The sequence below is a fragment of the Mycobacterium sp. smrl_JER01 genome (assembly GCF_048513595.2).
In the GTDB taxonomy this organism is placed as follows: domain Bacteria; phylum Actinomycetota; class Actinomycetes; order Mycobacteriales; family Mycobacteriaceae; genus Mycobacterium.
This window is the reverse complement of the sequence record NZ_JBLXXK020000001.1, coordinates 5,571,780-5,587,994: the sequence shown is the minus strand read 5'-3', so window position 1 is coordinate 5,587,994 and position 16,215 is coordinate 5,571,780. Positions and strand designations below refer to the sequence as shown.

Here is a 16,215-nt window from a genome sequence, read left to right as displayed (position 1 = left end):
GCATAGTGGAGTGCATCGAAAGGAGGGCGCATGCCTGCGAGCCGCAGTGTCACCCGGGCGGTCAGTGACGTGCTCGACCTGGCCCCGCGGCGGGGCGAGATCTCATTGCCCCGGCTGGTCGAAGCCGTCAGCGAGAGTCGCGGCCGGCCCATCGAACTCGCGACGGCCGAACTGCCGCCGGGTGTGTGCGGCCAGTGGCGGCAGTACGCCGACCGGGACGTCTTCCTGATCCAGCAGGGTCTGCCGGCCTGGGATCGCACCGTCGCCCACGAGCTCGGGCACCTCGTCCTCGGACACGAAGGCATACCTGTCGCCCAGGCGGCGCTCGAAAGCACCGAGCTGGCAAGCTCGGATCTGATCGGTTACATGCTCAACCAGCGCACCGGCTGTATGGGTCCCAGCGGTGAGGATGCCGAGCAGGAAGCCGAGGATTTCGCCGCGCTGCTGATCTATCGGCTCGGACGGCTCCCGTCCGACCGTTCCTCGATCGTCCAGGTTCGGCTCGGAGAGGCGTTTGGTTGATCGTCTGGGTGATCGCCGGTCTCCTCGGATTGGCCACCGGCCTGCGCATCGGGTGGGCCCTGGTCAACAAGCAGTCGCTGGTGAGCACAGCGATGATCCTCGCCCTGGGCAGCCTCGGGGTGGTCGCGGCGCTGAACTGGCAGCCGCTGACGCTGCTCATCGACACGCTGCTGCGCTGGCCCAACATCGCTATGGGGCTCAGCCAGGTGGCGCTGGTCGCGTGCGCGGCCGGCAGCTGCGTGATGATCACCACGGTCTCCTCGAGCAGAGCGCCCGCCACGGCCAAACGGATCGCCCTCGCTCAGTACGGGGTGGCAGCCGTGATCGCCGCCGTCAGCCTTGGCGTCTTCCTGGCCGCAGAACCACAGCCGGAGATGTCGCCGGATGAGTACCTGAGACGCAATCTGGCATCAGACGGCAACGCCCTACCCTGGCTGCTGCCGATCCTGTATGTGCTGCTGGCGCTCAGCCTGGTGGTCTGGGCCGGTCTGCGTCACTCCAATCGCACCCGACGGGGCCGCGCGCTGTTCGTCTTCACCATCGGCATCGTGCTGATCGTGTTGGCGCTGGCGTTCTTCCTGCTGCGCGCGGTGGGCACGACCGAGCTCATCGGTGTCGGCGCGGCCGCGACACTGCTCGGTTGTGCCATGCTCATCGTGGCCGCCGGCTCGCTGCTGCCCAGTCTCGAAGACTGGTTCGGGGCGCGTCGGGAACTGCACATCATCTCCCCTCTGCTGGAGGAGCTGGGCCGTCGCCACCCCGACGTCGGCATCGGCGTCCGGCCGCGAGGCCCGCTGGTTTTCCGGGTCGCCGAACGGATGTCGTTGATCTCCGATGCGCTCTACCTGGAGGCCACTGCGGCCGTCGGCGCGGCGCGACCGATCGACAGCAGCGGTACCGGGCGCACCGACCGAGACGACCCTGCCGAACCGGACCAGGCCGAACCGGATCAGGCCGAACCAAACGAATTGGAGGAACTGGAGGCTCCCGATGTTCCTCCCGCAGATCAGGCGGCCGCGGTCGCGGCGTGGATCTATCGAGGGCGCGACGGCGGAGCCGGCCACGGGAAAGAGACGTTTCCCGGTCTGGCCTGGTTGCGCCAACCGTCCACCTACTCGGACCGCGAGTGGATCCTGGAGATTGCCCGCCAGTACCGTGCGTTGACCACCGCCACCGCTCACGCCGTCCCGGAACTCGCGGGCCACGGCGCCGTTCCCGACTGAGTTGCCGACTGAGAGGCCGATTCCCGGCTGTGGCTAAACGTCGAGGTTTTCGCGACGGCGCAGTTCGTCGACTTTCTGGACGATGTCCTGCTTGGCCTCGGCAGACAACCCGACGGTCCGGGCCGCAATCCGGCGAACCCCTTCGTCCCGCATGCCGGCGAGCAGGGTGAGCTCCTTGTCGAGCTTCTCGTAGTACTCGTCGTCGGTGAAGTAAGCCGGCTTGATCCGGAAGAAGTTGGCAAGCGCCGCCATCGTCGCCACCGACGGGTTGGTTCGGTTGCCGGAGCGCAACTGTGACAGGTATGGCGCCGACATGGTGACGCCCTCCGCCTTGAGGGCCGCGATCACCTCCGCCGACGTGTGCGGGCCACGTCCGGGCGGGTAAACGGTGTCGAACAGGCGATTGAGGCGAGCGGCAAACGTATTGCTCATCGGGTTGACCTCCACATACAGGCGAGCGGGTTCGCGGGGCGGCGTATTTGCTGATTATCGTAGCGACAGTTAAGGCCACAACCAAGTGCAAACCAGTTAAAAGTCATCCCGGTCCACATCGTGGCCCGCCGCTGCTGGTGTGAACGGCGTCGATGTTCGCATCTCGTACTGCCATAGTACGGTGCGGTTAAGCAAATACTAACGGCTCCGTAGCCAGCATACTCGCGTCTCTTTGGCAGCTGTGGTCACACCAGTTGCAGTGTCCGCCCCCGGCAACGGACATGTGTTTGCATCCGCAAGGCTTCCCGCGTTTGCTGAACGCCCTGCCGTTTCGGGCCCCTGGCGGGGGTTCAGACCGGCTTCTCGCCATGTGGCGCGGCAAACACGGGTAATCGCCGAGGGGATGGCGGGTGGTGAAACTGTCAGTAGCCAATGGCAAACCGAGAATCGTCCGCTGAAAGAATGCTGTGAGTTTGGGGCCGGAGATGCGGTGCGAACAGGTCTAGGCGGCGAGCAGCATCGCCAGAATGGCTGTATCGGGATGACTGATCGGATCCACCCCGACGCGACTCACCATCGAGGTGACGGTGCCGTCGGACTCTGCCTCCACCCAGGCCGCACGATGCTCCAGTCCCAGGTGCGGGAGGCCGGGCAGCAGCACGCATCCCGACGCCGCGCCGGAGCATTCGGGCAGGGACGGAGTCGTCTCCGACGGAGGATGCAGCATCATCAGCGCCGGAGGTTGTCGATCGGCGAAATGACCGGGCGGCACGGCGGCCTCACCGACGACCGTGCCCTCGGCGAGTACCAACCCGACGGTCCCCGGCTCGGGCTCATCGGGCAGTTCCTCGCGGACACCGAAGATGGTTGTGGTGGACAACAGCCCGGGCATGGAAGCGACACGGACCGCGACCATGAGCAGTTGCGCCCACTCCTTGGTGGAATCGGGCCACCGGCCCGACACAACGAACCCCTTGAGAGCACCGCGCGAATGAAACGGGGCGATCTCGATCGCCCGCCCGGATCCGAAATCCACACCGCCTCCTGGCATCAGACCTTTGCCCGACACACCCGTGGGTCGATCCGCCCAGAATGCGGGACACACCCGTTGGCACGCAAGTGGACACGACTGCCAGTTGCGAAAGTCCCACGGGAACTTCGGAGATGGCCAGCGGGAAGGAGACCGTGCCCGTGCCGGCAGAACAACAAAAGCCCGGCTCGGTCCGAGACCGAGCCGGGCGGCGTAGCGGGTAAGTGACCGTCAGGCGGGTGGGTAGACGCCCATCTGCTTGCCCTTGTCGGTCTGCCAGAAGATGTCCGAGATCTCGTCGATGGTCTTGAGCAGCTTCTCGGCCACGGCTGCGTCCAGCGACTTCTTCACGTCGCCGGCACCGTGCACGCCGTCCCAGAACAGCTGATGCAGGTTCGGGAACTGCTCGAAGTGGTCCTTGGTGAAGAAGTCGGCCCACAACACCATCAGGTGATGCTTGACTTCCTCGGCCTGACGCTCCTTGATGATGATCGCGCGGGCCTTGAAATGCTCGTCGTCGGTGTCGTGGTACTTCTGGATCGTCTTGAGGCACGACAACGCCTCGATCTTGGCCTGCGCCGGGTCGTAGACACCGCAGTACAAATCGCAGTGGGCGTGCGCCGGGGTGGCATGGGAAAACACGGAATCGAAAAGTCGATGCAGCATGGCCCTAACTTACCCTTAGGCGATGCCGCGTAACCAGCCGCGTAACCGGGCGCCGCGGGCCGCCCCGTTTCGGTGGCCGCTGCGCCGTTTCGTCGTCGTCGAGGACTCGATGCGACCCACTCTGCAGCCCGGGGACGGACTCGTCGCGGTGCGTGGCGGCACGCCGAAAACGGGTCAGCTGAGGGTCTTTCCCGATCCCACGCGCCGCTCACGGTATCTGGTGAAACGCGTCGGCAGAGTCCGTGATGACGGGGCCGGCGTGCAGTTCGAGGCACTGTCGGACAACGCCGCCGCGGCCGGGGTGACCGACTCGCGGACGTTCGGCTTTGTGCCCGCCGCGGATTCGTACCGCGTGGTGTGCACGGTCCGCGACGACTCTCGACGACCGCACCCCGACACCGCGCCGTGACGGTCGGGTGCGCCGCGAACGACGCTAGTAGAGCACGATCAGGGCGAGGATCCCCAGCAGCACGAGGGCGATCAGCCCGGCCCGCAGGCACGCCATCAGCTGGCTGCGGGTGTAGATGCGCGCGGAGGTCTGCCACTCAGACGGCGGGAAGGCCGACCCCGAGCCCATCGAAGACGACGCCATCAGATGCTCCTCACCTGCACGCTGAATACCTCCCCCAGCTCACTGTTCCGTGAGATCAGTCACACGTTTCGTGATGTGACGGCGATCATAACGCTAGCCCCGCGGCTGGCAAAAATCGACGCCGATGCGCCGGGCTGGCGCACCGATCTACTTAGGGCAGCGAGCTATTTCGCTCAGAGCGATCGAATCCTGTTGATCACCGCACACCGCGGCCGGCGGGTTATCCACAGCCGTAGCGCCTGATCATGGCGATGTGCGCGCCCACGGTGGTCGGTCGGCGCACCGGGCCTGTGGATGAACCTGTGGAAACTGTGGATAGCGCCGCGGGACGGTCCGTATTGCTGTCGGCCCCGACGTGGCCTGCCCGCCACCGGCCGTGTCAGCATGTGGTCATGGATGACACCGACGTGCCCCAGGCGCCGATCGGCGACGTTCCGGTCGACTTCGACGAGACCGTGGTCCTGCTCGACGTCCGCGAGGACGACGAGTGGCAGCGGGGACATGCTCCGGGTGCGCAGCACATCCCGATGGGAGACGTACCGGCCCGGATGGCCGAGATCGACACCGAGGCCCGACTGTTCGTGGTGTGCCATGCCGGAGGCCGGTCGCAGCGGGTCGCGCAATACCTGGCACGTAACGGGTACGAACCGATCAATGTCAGCGGCGGCATGCTGGCCTGGGTCGGAGCCGGACGCCCGGTGGTCACCGACGGCGGATCAGCCGGCACGGTCTGACCTACTCTGGTCCGATGATCCAAGTGTGTTCCCAGTGCGGGACGCGGTGGAACGTGCGCGACCGTCAGCGGGTGTGGTGCCCACGGTGCCGCGGCACGCTGCTCGCACCGTCGGGCCACGCTGCCGGCCAGGGATGGGACGCACGGCAGGAAGCGACGCGCGGGCAGCGGCCGCCGTCGGGCTACCGGTGGGTGGCGGTGCGTCCGGGGGCACCGCCCCATCCGCGCCGGCAGCGCCGGGAACTGGGCCCCACACCGCGGTATCCCACCGTCCCCCGCTGGGGTCTGGTGGAACATTTCGAGGCCCCGGCCGAGCCCGCGGTTCAGCGCAGGGGTCCCTCGCCGGAAGTGGTGCGCCTGACCCTGCTTGCCACCGTGGCGGTACTGGGCGCCGCGGCGTTCGTCCACCTGGTGCGCTACGTGTTGCTGATCATCAACCGCTCGGTACTGCTGAACCCGTGGGTCGCCGCCGCGGCCACCTGGGGCGGAATCGCGGTGAGTGTCGTCGCGGTGTTCATGACCGTCGCGGCCGTCGTGGTGCTGATGAACTGGCTGATCGCACGCCGGGCCGCCGCGTTCACCCATCGGGGCCAGCAGGAGCCGCGGTCGGGGTTGTCCTTGCGGCTCGGCTGCCTGACCCCGTTCGTGAATCTGCTGCTCGCGCCGGTCTACGTCATCGAACTCGCCGATACCGAGGACCGGCTGCGGTGGTTGCACCGACCGATCGTGGTGTGGTGGTTGTTGTGGGCGGCGAGCACCGCGGTGTCGGTGTTCGCTTTCGCGACGAGTTTCACCGTCGACGCGCAAGGCATTGCCGACAACACGGTGACCACCATCGTCGCCTACCTGTTCGCGGCCGGCGCATTGGTGTCTGCACTGCGGGTTTTCCTGGGTTTCGAGCGCCAACCGGTGGAGCAGCCGTCGCGGCGCTGGGTGACGGTCGAGGTAGCTACCCACCAATCCGATACTGGCGAACCTGCGCGTGCAGTTGAGAGCAGCGGGGAGAACCCGGCAGCATAGGCGATATGAGCTCCGGCGCGACGTTGGGCGGCCACCCGTTCGTGGTGGCCCACCGCGGTGCCTCGGCAGATCGACCGGAGCACACGTTGGCGGCCTACGATCTGGCGCTGCGCGAGGGCGCCGACGCTGTCGAGTGCGACGTCCGTCTCACCCGGGACGGACATCTCGTCTGCGTGCACGACCGCCGACTCGACCGTACGTCGACCGGAAGCGGACTGGTCAGCGAAATGACACTGGCGCAGCTGCGCGACCTCGATTTCGGTTCTTGGCATCCGAGCTGGCGGGCGGACGGCAGCCACGGGCACACCGGCCTGCTCACGCTGGACGACCTGGTCACACTGGTTCTGGACTGGAATCGGCCGGTGAAGATGTTCATCGAGACGAAGCACCCGGTCCGTTACGGAGCGTTGGTGGAGAGCAAGCTGCTCGCCCTGCTGCACCGCTACGGCATCGCGGCGCCCGCGTCGGCGGATCTGTCGCGCGCCGTCGTGATGTCGTTCTCGGCGGCGGCGGTGTGGCGTATCCGGCGTGCGGCGCCGCTGCTGCCGACGGTGTTGCTCGGCGAGACCTCCCGCTTCCTCGGCGGCAGTGCGGCCACCACGGTGGGGGCCACCGCGGTGGGACCGTCGATCGCGACCCTGCGCGAACATCCGGAATTGGTCGACCGGGCTGCTGCGCAGGGCCGCGCACTGTACTGCTGGACCGTCGACCACTACGAGGACGTCCAGTACTGCCGAGACGTGGGCGTGGCCTGGATCGCCACGAACCACCCCGGCCGCACCAAGGGCTGGCTGCAGAACGGGCTGACCGGGGCCGAGCGCGACTGAGTTCCGGAGCTGGGTTCCGGAGCTAGAGAGCGCCGCCGGCCACCTTGGGTGCCGTCGGATCGGCCGATGAGGCGGTGACCTCCCGGGCGACGTAGTCCTCCAGGTGGAACAGGTCCGCACCGGCGCGGTCGGCGATGCGTACCAGGGTGGTCATCAGCGCCACCTCCTCGACCTGTTCCTTGAGGAACCACTGGATGAACTGCTCGCCCAGGTAGTCGCCCTCGTCGCGCGCGGTGCCGGCCAGCCGGCTGATCTGCTCGGTGACGGAACGCTCCAGATCCAGGGCCAGCGCGAGGGCGTCGCGGGGAGTCTCGAACGCGTTTTGGACCGGGTCGACCGCCGGGATCTCGGTGGGAACGTCGCGGTCCATCAGGTACTGCACGAGCATCAGGGCATGATTGCGCTCCTCCACCGACTGGCGATAGAAGAGCTTGGCCAGTTGCGGTAGATCCGAGGTGTCGAAGTACACCGCGATGGCCAAGTACTGCTGCGCTGCTCCGAGTTCGCTGCGCACCTGGTCGTTGAGCAGGTTGTGGAACTTGGTGTCGAGTGCGTCGAAGGCGCCGGTGGTTGTCATGCGACGATAATATCGCAGTTCAGAGTGCCTTTTCAGCGAAGGTGAACCTTACCGGTGAACTGTACCAAGGTCAGGATTTCCTAACTAAGGGTAGGTAGTGTGACGCGCTACACAATATTTGCTGCTATTACGGTTGACCGGCCTCGAGGACGTCCTGCGGTACCGGTGTGTCCGACGCCAGGGCGGTGAACAGCCGTTGTGCGGCTTGGCTGTCCCACACCACGATGGAACCGGCTCCGTTCTCGGTGAACTCACCGATCGGCACCGTCACGTTGGTGAGTCCGCCGCGCACCGCCCACGCCAGGCGGATCAGGTCCCAGATGTGGTCGCCGTCGTCGACCGTCACGGTGTCTGCTGCCGCTCGCGCCATCGGCACCCAGCGCAGCGGGTTGAGCAGGACCCCGGGGCTGGTGGCACGGTCGACCAGGGCGGTCATGAACTGCCGCTGGTTGACCATGCGGTCCAAATCGGCGCGCGGCGTCGCGCGGGTCCGGACATATCCCAGCGCCGAGCGTCCGTCGACGCGCTGGCAGCCGGCGGGTAGATCGATGCCCGCCAGCGGGTCGCTGATCGCCGCTTCGGGACAGATCGTCACGCCACCGACCGCATCGACCAGGCCGGCGAACCCTCCGAAGCCGATCTCGGCATAGTGGTCGATCCGCAGACCGGTGGCCAGCTCGACCGTGCGGACGAGCAGCTGCGGACCTCCCACCGAGAACGCCGCGTTGATCTTGTCGCTGCCGTACTCGGGGATCGAGACATAGGAGTCGCGGGGCAGGGACACCATGGTGGCAGGTGTGCTCGAACCGAGACCGGGCAGATGCACGACGAGGATCGTGTCGGTGCGGCTGGCTCCTAGGTCACCGCCGGTGGTGAGTTCGGCCTGCTGTTCCGGTGTCAGGGTGTCGCGGCCGTCGGAGCCGACCAGCAGCCAGTTCGTACCGCTGCCCGGGCCCGGGCGGTCGGGATAGTTCGACAGGGCCGGGATGCGGGTCAACGCCGAATCGATCCACACCCCGGCCGCGACGGTACTCACCGCGAGCAGCATGGCGATCACCAGTACGACCCGGGTGACACGGCGGACCCGCCCGGGTCTGGTCCGCCGGGCCGCCGGCGGTGGGGGCGGTGCCGGCACCGGTCGGCGTGGCCGGGTGGAGGGCTGCCGGGGCGGGGGCGTGGGAGTTCTCGGAACCGGGCGCCCGGGCGCGGCGGCCCTCGGTGCAGGGTGCGGGGGAGGGCCCGCGGCCGGCGGTCGCCGCGGCGGCGGTGGCGGGGGCGCAGGGCGGCCGGCCGCCGGCGGCGCCGGTCTGCGCGCCGGGGTGGGCGGATTGGGTGGCCACGCGGGACGGTAGTTCGGGTCGCGGCGGATCACCTGCGCCGGCTCACGGCGCCCGGGCTCGCCTCGCGGAGGAGGCGGCGGAACCGGCCCCGGGAAAGGCGGCCGCTTGTCGGTCACCACAAGAATGTACGCGTCAGTGGGGGCGATGACGGTGAGGCCGCGCGCTCACAGCAGCCAGTCCAGACGGTCGAAAAGCAGCGAATACCCCACGAACGCGAAAACGTCGATCAAGCCGTGGGCGATGATCAACGGCCAGAGCCGGCCGGTGCGCTGCCACGCGTAGCCGAACACCACCCCCATCGCGATGTTGCCGAGGCCCGCGCCGAATCCCTGATAGAGGTGGTATGTGCCGCGGAGCAGGCTTGAGATCGCCAGGGCGAGCCATGGATTGACCCTGAGCTGACGCAGCCGGGTGAGTAGGAACCCGACGACGATCACCTCCTCGGCCCATCCGTTGCCGAAGGCCAACAACACCAACAGGGGGATGCGCCACCAGGTGTCGTTCAATTCGGCGGGCTCGACGACAGCATTGAGGCCGAGCAGCCGGGCGATCTGGTACAGGGCCAGCCCCGGCACACCGATGAGGAGGGCCAGGCCGATACCCCCGAGGAGGTCTCGGCGCCAACGGATCCTGCCCAGGCCGATCCGTGCCGGTCCGTCCCCGCCGCGCCACAGCAGGTACAACGCCAGTGCGCCCCACGCCGACAACTGGAACAGCCTGGCCAGGTTGAAGCCGAGGTCGATCAGGTCGAACGGCGAACGGATGGGGTTGAGCGCGACGATCTGGCCGGCCAGACCGAGGAGGACGCTCTCGATCAGGCTCAGTACCGCCGTGTAGGCGCTGAGCCCGAACGTGACCGCCAGCACGACCCCGATCTCGATGCGCAGGGCGCGCCGCTGCGCATCGGTGGGTTCGTCCTCGGTCGCGGTCACCGCAGCCACGGTAGCGGCCCGGGGCCGCGACGGTCAGGCGCGGCGGGCGCGCAGTCCGTTGAGAAACGGGCAACCCATCAGTACCCGGATCGCTTGACTGAGACCGGTCACATCGTCGACGGGGCGCGGGAAGGGCAGCCGTACGTCGTGGTCGCCGTCTGCGGCCTCCACCCGCAGCTGAACGCCGTATCGGTCCAGCCCGAGGGGCCGCACCCGCCCCCGGCGAAGTGCGGCGGGCAGTCGGGCGGCGAGGCGATCGACGACGTCGCGGTGAGCTGATTCCATGTGCAGCAACCAGCACGACTCCATGGCGCAGAACGGATCCGGCCGGGCATCGAGAAGGGCGCTCAATGCCACGGATTCGGCACCGGTCGCGTCCGCCACCACTACCGACTCAATGTCCAACCGCAGCAACGCAAACCGGGTTTCGCTGCCGGGCACACCTTCCGGTTGCCCGGAGTTGACCTGCAGCAGAGCAGGATTGGGATCGGATGCGGCGATCAGGTCCAGCAGTGCGGGCACCGCGTCGATCGGAACGTCACCTAGCCTGCCCTGAATCCAGACCAGGGAGCGGACCGGTTCCCGCAATGGCAGCGGGGCGTAGTCCGTCATCTCCAACACCGCCTGGACACCTGCAGTCCCCGCGGACGCCACCGCCGCGGTCAGCGGGCCGTCGACGGGCACCGTGATGGCGACCGACCCGTCGTCGAGGAGGTGGTGCACTGGAGTGGGGGCGGGGTCCAGGCCTTCCACGGCGAGCATCGCGCCGTCGGCCCGCACGCACGCGCTACGGATCCGCTCCGCCGTGGTGGGGGCCGAAGTGGGTGCTGAACTCGGTGCCGGTGCTGACGTCACGCCGCCTCCTCGTAATTAGGTGAGCCTAACTTAACTAAAGAGGGCGCGGTGACGCAAGGACTCTGCTCGGCACGGGCGGGTGGAGTCGGCGCGACCGATAGGGTGGACCGGTGCCCGTCATCGCCTACCTCGGACCCGAAGGGACCTTCACCGAGGCGGCGCTGCGCGCCATCGAAGCCAACGGTTTGGTCCCGGTCGCAGCGACGGCGGATGCGGCCCCCGAACCCGTCACCCCGTTACCGGCCGACAGCACCTACGCCGCGCTCGCAGCGGTGCGGGCCGGCGACGCGCACTTCGCATGCGTGCCGATCGAGAACTCGATCGACGGTTCGGTGATACCGACGCTGGACAGCCTCGCCGACGGCACCCCGCTGCAGATCTTCGCCGAGTTGACCCTCGACGTCGCATTCACCATCGCCGTGCGCACGGACACCGCCATCGCGGATGTGCGCACCGTCGCGGCCTATCCGGTCGCGGCCGCGCAGGTCAGGCGGTGGTTGGCCGAGCATCTGCCCGACGCCGAACTGGTTCCGGCACATTCGAATGCGGCCGCGGCGCAGGACGTGGCCGCCGGGCGTGCCGACGCCGCGGTCAGCACCGCGCTCGCGACGCGGCGCTACGAGCTCACCGCCATGGCGGGTGACATCGTCGACGAACCCAACGCCCGCACCCGTTTCGTCCTGGTCGGGCGTCCCGGGCGGCCCCCGGCCTGCACGGGTGCCGACCGGACCTCGGTGGTGCTGCGGCTGTCCAACGTGCCGGGAGCCCTGGTCTCCGCAATGACCGAACTCGCGGTCCGCGACATCGATCTGACCCGCATCGAGTCCAGGCCGACCCGCACCGAGCTGGGCACCTACAAGTTCTTCCTCGATTTCGTCGGGCACATCGAAGACGCCTCGGTCGCCGAGGCGCTGCGCGCCCTGCACCGCCGTTGCGAGGATGTGCGGTATCTGGGCTCGTGGCCGACCGGGGACGTGATCGGCGCGTCGCCCCCGCCGATGGACGAGGCCACGGAATGGCTGGAGCGGTTGCGCGAGGGCCGGCCGTGAGCGGCCGGCTGGTGCTGGTGCGCCACGGCCAGACGCACGGCAACGTGGCGCGTCGCCTCGACACCAGGCCCCCCGGCGCCGAATTGACCGACCTGGGCCGGGAACAGGCCCGCACGTTCGCCCGCGCGCTGGTGCGCCCGCCGGCGCTGCTGGCACACTCGATCGCCACCCGGGCCGTGCAGACCGCAGCCCACATCGCCACCGAGATCGGTGGCGTCCCGGCCGTGCCGCACGGATTACACGAGTTCGAGGGCCTGCACGAGGTTCAGGTCGGCGAGCTGGAGGACCGCTCGGACGAGGCGGCGCACGACGAGTTCAACACGATCTACCGTCGTTGGCACCGAGGCGAACTCGACCTGGCGCTGCCCGGCGGTGAGACCGCTCGACAGGTGCTCGAGCGCTACGTACCCGTGCTCGATCAGCTGCGCAGGCAGTATCTCGAGGATGCGGCCTGGCGCGGCGACATCGTCGTGGTCAGCCACGGTGCGGCGATCAGGTTGGTCGCTGCGGCGCTGGCGGGCGTGGACGGCGGCTTCGCCATCGACCACCACCTGGCCAACACCGAGTCGGTGGTGCTGGCCCCGGTCACCGACGGCCGTTGGAGCTGCGTGCAGTGGGGCAAGCTGACCCCCCCGTTCGGCTCCGAGACGCCCGTGGTCACCACGGAGACGGCGCGCTCAGCCGATCCGATGGGCTGAGACCATCGCGGTCTCGTCGCAGACACACCCGACCGCTCCGCAGTCGATGTGCAGTTCGTGGACACTGTCGGCGACGATGCAGTCGTCCTCGGTGCATTCGGCACGGCGGAAGGCGTGATGGATGAGCGCCCCGTGGCAGTGCTCCAGCCCCAGACGGCAGGCGCGGCACTGATTGGTCATGTGCCGTTCTTAGCACCCGGCACCGACGGATCCGTGGTGCCGCGCGGGGTGTTCGCGATCGGGGTCAGCCCCAGCCGAGTTCGTGTAAGCGGTCGTCGTCGATACCGAAGTGGTGAGCGATCTCATGGATCACCGTGATGGCCACCTCGTCGACCACCTCCTCGTCACTGCCGCACACGTCCAGCAGCGCGTCCCGGTAGATCGTGATGGTGTCCGGCAGGGCCCCCGCATACCAGGAATCCCGTTCCGTCAACGCGATGCCCTCGTACAGCCCGAGCAGATCGGGCTCCTCGGGATTGCGATCGGCCACCAGGATCACGACGTTGTCGATCGCGGCAGCGAGCGGGGCGGGAATGAGATCCAGCGCGTCGCCGACCAGCTCGTCGAACCGTTGCGGGCTCATCCGCACGGCCACCCGGCTACACCCCCGGCGGTGGCGGCGGTACCACCGGCGGGGCCGGAGCCGCAGGCGGCGGCGGGAGCAGTGGATCCGGCGCAGGGGCCGGCGGCGGGGGCAGCTGGTCCACCGGTGGCGCCGGCGGTGGCGGCGGAGGCCCGTTGAGGAAGGTGTTGCCGCCGCCCTGCGGCGGGGGAGCCTGTTCGGTCGGGGACGATCCGGTCTGGGTCTGACCGGCCTGGGTCGGCTCGGTCTGGGTCGGCGCCTGCGGACCGTGCACGGTCGGCTGCGGGCTCTCCGAGGTCGAGCCGGACGTTCCCGTCGAGCCGGACGAACTCGACGGCCCCGCCGAACCAGACGAGGTGCCGCCGACGGGGGACTCCGGCATCGGGATCGGGGGCAGGTTCAGTCGCTCCTCCGGGATGTCCGGTGGCCGCACCGGCGGCTGCCCGTTGATCATCAGCGGGCCCTTGGCGCTATTGAGCAGTGTCGACCACCCGCCGTTGCCCAGAGTCGCGCCGACACTGCACGAGACCTGGCGACTGCCCGCCGCCCAACTGGGCAGCGACACCGTGCTGTAGACCAGCGTCAGCGTGGTCTCCCGCAATTTGATCGGTTCGAGATACGCGTCGGTCAGCTTGGTGCACTCGTCCTTGATGAAGGTGTCCTGTTCCGGTTCGCCGGGCAGCGCGTCGGGGAATTGCGCGGCCAGGTTGACCGCCCCAGTCACCTCCATGGCATGCGGCGCGGCGCAGTCGACCGGGATGTCGGTGGGTTGGTTGGTGGCCGGGTCGATGCCCAGGCAGGTGCCCGCGGGCCAGACCTTGGACTGATCGATCTCGGCGACCTTGCCCCGGAACGCGAGCTGTTGGTTGTTGGGGCCGGGCAGCTGCAGGCCGCACAGCATCCTGCGCTCCCCGGACTGGCGCCATGCCTTGTCGCCGGACCACAACATGCTGACGGTGAACCGGCTGTTCGGGTCGAAGCGCGCACCCAGGTAGCGCTTCACCGCCGCCGAACACTGTTCCTGGCTGATCTGCTGGATCCTGGCCGCCGAGGGCGGGGCGGCGTCCGGGCCGTATTCGCTGCCCGGGAACGTCTGCATGTCGACCGATGCGGCGACTTCGAACCGGTGGTCACCGGCGCAGTCGACGATCTCGGCGGCGTCGGGGGTACGGTCCGGCCAGTCGAGGCAGTCACCGGCTTTGGCGTGGTCGAACGTGTCGTTGCCGCGGGGACCGAGTGAGATCGAGTTGGCGGTCAGACCGCCGGTCGGGTCGGCCGCGGGCAGCGCGGTGATCACGCCCGCGATCAACAGACCACCGAGGGCGGTGAGCAGCAGGGCGCGCCGGGTCGACGCCGCCTGTAGGCTTCGCCACCAGGGGCCGGGTGTCGGTCCGGGAATCTCTGACATCCGCTCCATTGTGACAGGCGTGTCAGGTGCTGTGACAAGTGATGCAGCTGTAACGTTATGTGGCTGGAGCCGCCCCGGTGGCGACCTCGCTCGGTGATGCCGGGCCGCCGGGAGACCCCGTAGGGTTGCGGCCGTGATCGACCTCAAGGTGCTGCGAGACAACCCTGACGCCGTACGCGCATCACAGCGGGCCAGGGGTGAGGACCCCGGCCTCGTCGATGCCCTCGCCGAAGCCGACGCCGCGCGGCGGGCCGCGATCTCGGTCGCCGACAATCTTCGCGCCGAGCAGAAGTCGGCCAGCCGACTGGTCGGTAAGGCCACCGCCGAGGAACGCGCGGCCCTGCTCGCGGCGGCCAAGGAACTCGCCGAGAAGGTGAAAACGGCCGAAACCGCGCAGGCAGAGGCGGAACGGGCCTACACCGCGGCGCACATGGCCATCTCCAACGTCATCATCGACGGCGTTCCGGCCGGGGGCGAGGACGACTTCGTCGTGCTCGACACCGTCGGCTCTCCGCCTGCCATTGACAAACCGAAAGACCACCTTGAGCTCGGTGAGTCCCTCGGGCTGATCGACATGGAACGCGGTGCGAAGGTGTCGGGCTCGCGCTTCTACTTCCTCACCGGCGTCGGGGCGCTGCTACAGCTGGGTCTGTTCCAGCTCGCCGTGCGCACCGCCACCGAGAACGGCTTCACGTTGATGGTGCCACCGGTGCTGGTACGGCCGGAGATCATGGCGGGTACCGGCTTCCTGGGCGCGCACGCCGAGGAGGTGTACCGAGTGGAGGCCGACGATCTGTACCTGGTGGGGACCTCGGAGGTGCCGTTGGCCGGCTACCACTCCGGCGAGATCCTGGACCTGTCGGCCGGCCCGCTCCGTTATGCCGGTTGGTCGTCGTGCTTCCGCCGGGAGGCAGGCAGTTACGGCAAAGACACCCGCGGCATCATCCGGGTGCACCAGTTCGACAAGGTCGAAGGCTTCGTCTACTGCCGACCGGAGGACGCCGAGGCCGAGCATCGGCGGTTGCTCGACTGGCAACGGCAGATGCTGTCTTTCATCGACGTCCCCTACCGGGTGATCGACATCGCCGCCGGCGACCTCGGCTCCTCGGCCGCACGCAAGTTCGACTGTGAGGCGTGGGTGCCGACCCAGCAGACCTACCGCGAGCTCACCTCGACGTCGAACTGCACCACCTTCCAGGCCCGCCGACTTGCGGTGCGCTACCGCGACGGGAACGGCAAACCGCAGACGGCGGCCACCCTCAACGGGACATTGGCCACCACCCGGTGGCTGGTGGCCATCCTGGAGAACCACCAGCAGCCCGACGGCTCTGTCCGGGTGCCCGAGGCGCTGGTGCCCTACGTCGGCACCGAGGTGCTCACCCCGAAACGCTAACGGGAATCCAGGAGTTCGTCGAGGACGGCGCGAAACTCCTTGGGTCTGACCGGGGTGCAAGCCGGACTGAGCCCGGCGTCGGCGACGTCGAGGGTGACCAGGGTGGACCGCAGCGGCCGCTGGATGTCCATCGGCAGCCAACGGCGGAAATCCGAACTACCCCAGAGCCGGAAGCGTTGCAGCACAGCGCCCAGCGGCTCCATCCGATAGCCGCGGATGTCGCGCAACGGGATGATCTTCGACGTCCCCGACGGAAAGTGGTAGCGGCGCAGTGTGAGTGCCTCACGGTCGAGCTGGATGAGGCCGTCGTCGTAGAATCGGCCGGCGACGTTCAT

21 protein-coding genes are annotated in these 16,215 nt (G+C 68.3%); 9 read left to right on the top strand and 12 right to left on the bottom strand.

Features of this window, described 5'->3' with window-relative positions; all coding sequences use genetic code 11:
- Positions 1-30 precede the first annotated feature (30 nt).
- Together ACNUDN_RS26320 and ACNUDN_RS26315 are read left to right on the top strand one after the other, a co-directional pair.
- Complete coding sequence (locus ACNUDN_RS26320) at positions 31-522, top strand: ImmA/IrrE family metallo-endopeptidase (protein ID WP_419124627.1); 492 nt, start codon at positions 31-33, stop codon at positions 520-522.
- Positions 519-1,745, top strand: coding sequence for a hypothetical protein (locus ACNUDN_RS26315; RefSeq protein WP_419124626.1), 1,227 nt, complete (start codon positions 519-521; stop codon positions 1,743-1,745). Before ACNUDN_RS26320 ends, ACNUDN_RS26315 begins: the two co-directional genes overlap by 4 nt.
- Positions 1,746-1,778: 33 nt before the next feature.
- Here ACNUDN_RS26315 and ACNUDN_RS26310 read toward each other — a convergent pair whose 3' ends face one another.
- The 3 genes from ACNUDN_RS26310 to sodN all read right to left on the bottom strand — a co-directional run bounded on the left by ACNUDN_RS26310 (position 1,779) and on the right by sodN (position 3,873).
- Complete coding sequence (locus ACNUDN_RS26310) at positions 1,779-2,177, bottom strand: transcriptional regulator (RefSeq protein WP_419124625.1); 399 nt, start codon at positions 2,175-2,177, stop codon at positions 1,779-1,781.
- A gap of 502 nt (positions 2,178-2,679) precedes the next feature.
- Positions 2,680-3,213, bottom strand: a complete 534-nt coding sequence (locus ACNUDN_RS26305; RefSeq protein ID WP_419124624.1) for a peptidase — start codon at positions 3,211-3,213, stop codon at positions 2,680-2,682.
- A gap of 225 nt (positions 3,214-3,438) precedes the next feature.
- Positions 3,439-3,873 carry a superoxide dismutase, Ni gene (gene sodN, locus ACNUDN_RS26300; RefSeq protein ID WP_419124623.1) on the bottom strand — a complete coding sequence of 145 codons (435 nt, stop codon included), beginning with the start codon at positions 3,871-3,873 and terminating at the stop codon, positions 3,439-3,441.
- A 22-nt stretch (positions 3,874-3,895) separates the two neighbouring features.
- Between sodN and ACNUDN_RS26295 the strand changes: the two genes are divergently transcribed.
- Entirely contained in the window at positions 3,896-4,282 is a 387-nt protein-coding gene (locus tag ACNUDN_RS26295; protein WP_419124622.1) for a S26 family signal peptidase, read from the top strand.
- Positions 4,283-4,306: 24 nt separating this feature from the next.
- Here ACNUDN_RS26295 and ACNUDN_RS26290 read toward each other — a convergent pair whose 3' ends face one another.
- Positions 4,307-4,465, bottom strand: a complete 159-nt coding sequence (locus ACNUDN_RS26290) for a hypothetical protein (protein WP_419124621.1) — start codon at positions 4,463-4,465, stop codon at positions 4,307-4,309.
- A 392-nt stretch (positions 4,466-4,857) separates the two neighbouring features.
- On the opposite strand from ACNUDN_RS26290, the gene ACNUDN_RS26285 reads away from it, so the two are divergent.
- The 3 genes from ACNUDN_RS26285 to ACNUDN_RS26275 are packed head-to-tail and all read left to right on the top strand — an operon-like array spanning position 4,858 to position 7,045.
- Positions 4,858-5,199 carry a rhodanese-like domain-containing protein gene (locus ACNUDN_RS26285; protein ID WP_419124620.1) on the top strand — a complete coding sequence of 114 codons (342 nt, stop codon included), beginning with the start codon at positions 4,858-4,860 and terminating at the stop codon, positions 5,197-5,199.
- 14 nt (positions 5,200-5,213) lie between these two features.
- Entirely contained in the window at positions 5,214-6,218 is a 1,005-nt protein-coding gene (locus ACNUDN_RS26280; RefSeq protein ID WP_419124619.1) for a DUF4328 domain-containing protein, read from the top strand.
- 5 nt (positions 6,219-6,223) lie between these two features.
- A complete protein-coding gene (locus ACNUDN_RS26275) occupies positions 6,224-7,045 on the top strand; it encodes a glycerophosphodiester phosphodiesterase (RefSeq protein WP_419124618.1) in 822 nt (273 codons plus the stop codon).
- A gap of 22 nt (positions 7,046-7,067) precedes the next feature.
- Here ACNUDN_RS26275 and ACNUDN_RS26270 read toward each other — a convergent pair whose 3' ends face one another.
- The 4 genes from ACNUDN_RS26270 to ACNUDN_RS26255 all read right to left on the bottom strand — a co-directional run bounded on the left by ACNUDN_RS26270 (position 7,068) and on the right by ACNUDN_RS26255 (position 10,749).
- Positions 7,068-7,622: a ferritin gene (locus ACNUDN_RS26270; protein ID WP_419124617.1), complete on the bottom strand. Its 555-nt coding sequence runs from the start codon at positions 7,620-7,622 to the stop codon at positions 7,068-7,070.
- A gap of 127 nt (positions 7,623-7,749) precedes the next feature.
- Entirely contained in the window at positions 7,750-9,081 is a 1,332-nt protein-coding gene (locus ACNUDN_RS26265; RefSeq protein ID WP_419124616.1) for an LCP family protein, read from the bottom strand.
- Between the two features lie 45 nt (positions 9,082-9,126).
- Positions 9,127-9,894, bottom strand: coding sequence for a CPBP family intramembrane glutamic endopeptidase (locus tag ACNUDN_RS26260; RefSeq protein WP_419124615.1), 768 nt, complete (start codon positions 9,892-9,894; stop codon positions 9,127-9,129).
- 33 nt (positions 9,895-9,927) lie between these two features.
- The gene (locus ACNUDN_RS26255) at positions 9,928-10,749 is read right to left on the bottom strand and encodes a DUF2470 domain-containing protein (RefSeq protein WP_419124614.1); all 822 of its coding nucleotides are present in this window, start codon (positions 10,747-10,749) and stop codon (positions 9,928-9,930) included.
- 110 nt (positions 10,750-10,859) lie between these two features.
- Here ACNUDN_RS26255 and pheA point away from each other — a divergent pair, with 110 nt between their 5' ends.
- Both pheA and ACNUDN_RS26245 read left to right on the top strand, forming a co-directional pair.
- The gene (gene pheA, locus ACNUDN_RS26250) at positions 10,860-11,798 is read left to right on the top strand and encodes a prephenate dehydratase (protein WP_419124613.1); all 939 of its coding nucleotides are present in this window, start codon (positions 10,860-10,862) and stop codon (positions 11,796-11,798) included.
- A complete protein-coding gene (locus ACNUDN_RS26245) occupies positions 11,795-12,496 on the top strand; it encodes a histidine phosphatase family protein (RefSeq protein WP_431960928.1) in 702 nt (233 codons plus the stop codon). Before pheA ends, ACNUDN_RS26245 begins: the two co-directional genes overlap by 4 nt.
- On the opposite strand, the gene ACNUDN_RS26240 is transcribed toward ACNUDN_RS26245, so the two are convergent.
- From ACNUDN_RS26240 to ACNUDN_RS26230, 3 genes are all read right to left on the bottom strand, one after another.
- The gene (locus tag ACNUDN_RS26240) at positions 12,476-12,676 is read right to left on the bottom strand and encodes a hypothetical protein (protein ID WP_419124611.1); all 201 of its coding nucleotides are present in this window, start codon (positions 12,674-12,676) and stop codon (positions 12,476-12,478) included. The genes ACNUDN_RS26245 and ACNUDN_RS26240 overlap by 21 nt on opposite strands.
- Positions 12,677-12,740: 64 nt before the next feature.
- Entirely contained in the window at positions 12,741-13,091 is a 351-nt protein-coding gene (locus tag ACNUDN_RS26235; protein WP_419124610.1) for a metallopeptidase family protein, read from the bottom strand.
- 4 nt (positions 13,092-13,095) lie between these two features.
- Entirely contained in the window at positions 13,096-14,496 is a 1,401-nt protein-coding gene (locus ACNUDN_RS26230) for a septum formation family protein (protein ID WP_419124609.1), read from the bottom strand.
- A 124-nt stretch (positions 14,497-14,620) separates the two neighbouring features.
- Between ACNUDN_RS26230 and serS the strand changes: the two genes are divergently transcribed.
- Complete coding sequence (gene serS, locus ACNUDN_RS26225) at positions 14,621-15,880, top strand: serine--tRNA ligase (RefSeq protein ID WP_419124608.1); 1,260 nt, start codon at positions 14,621-14,623, stop codon at positions 15,878-15,880.
- On the opposite strand, the gene ACNUDN_RS26220 is transcribed toward serS, so the two are convergent.
- A complete protein-coding gene (locus ACNUDN_RS26220) occupies positions 15,877-16,215 on the bottom strand; it encodes a hypothetical protein (RefSeq protein ID WP_419125323.1) in 339 nt (112 codons plus the stop codon). The two genes, serS and ACNUDN_RS26220, sit on opposite strands and share 4 nt — an antisense overlap.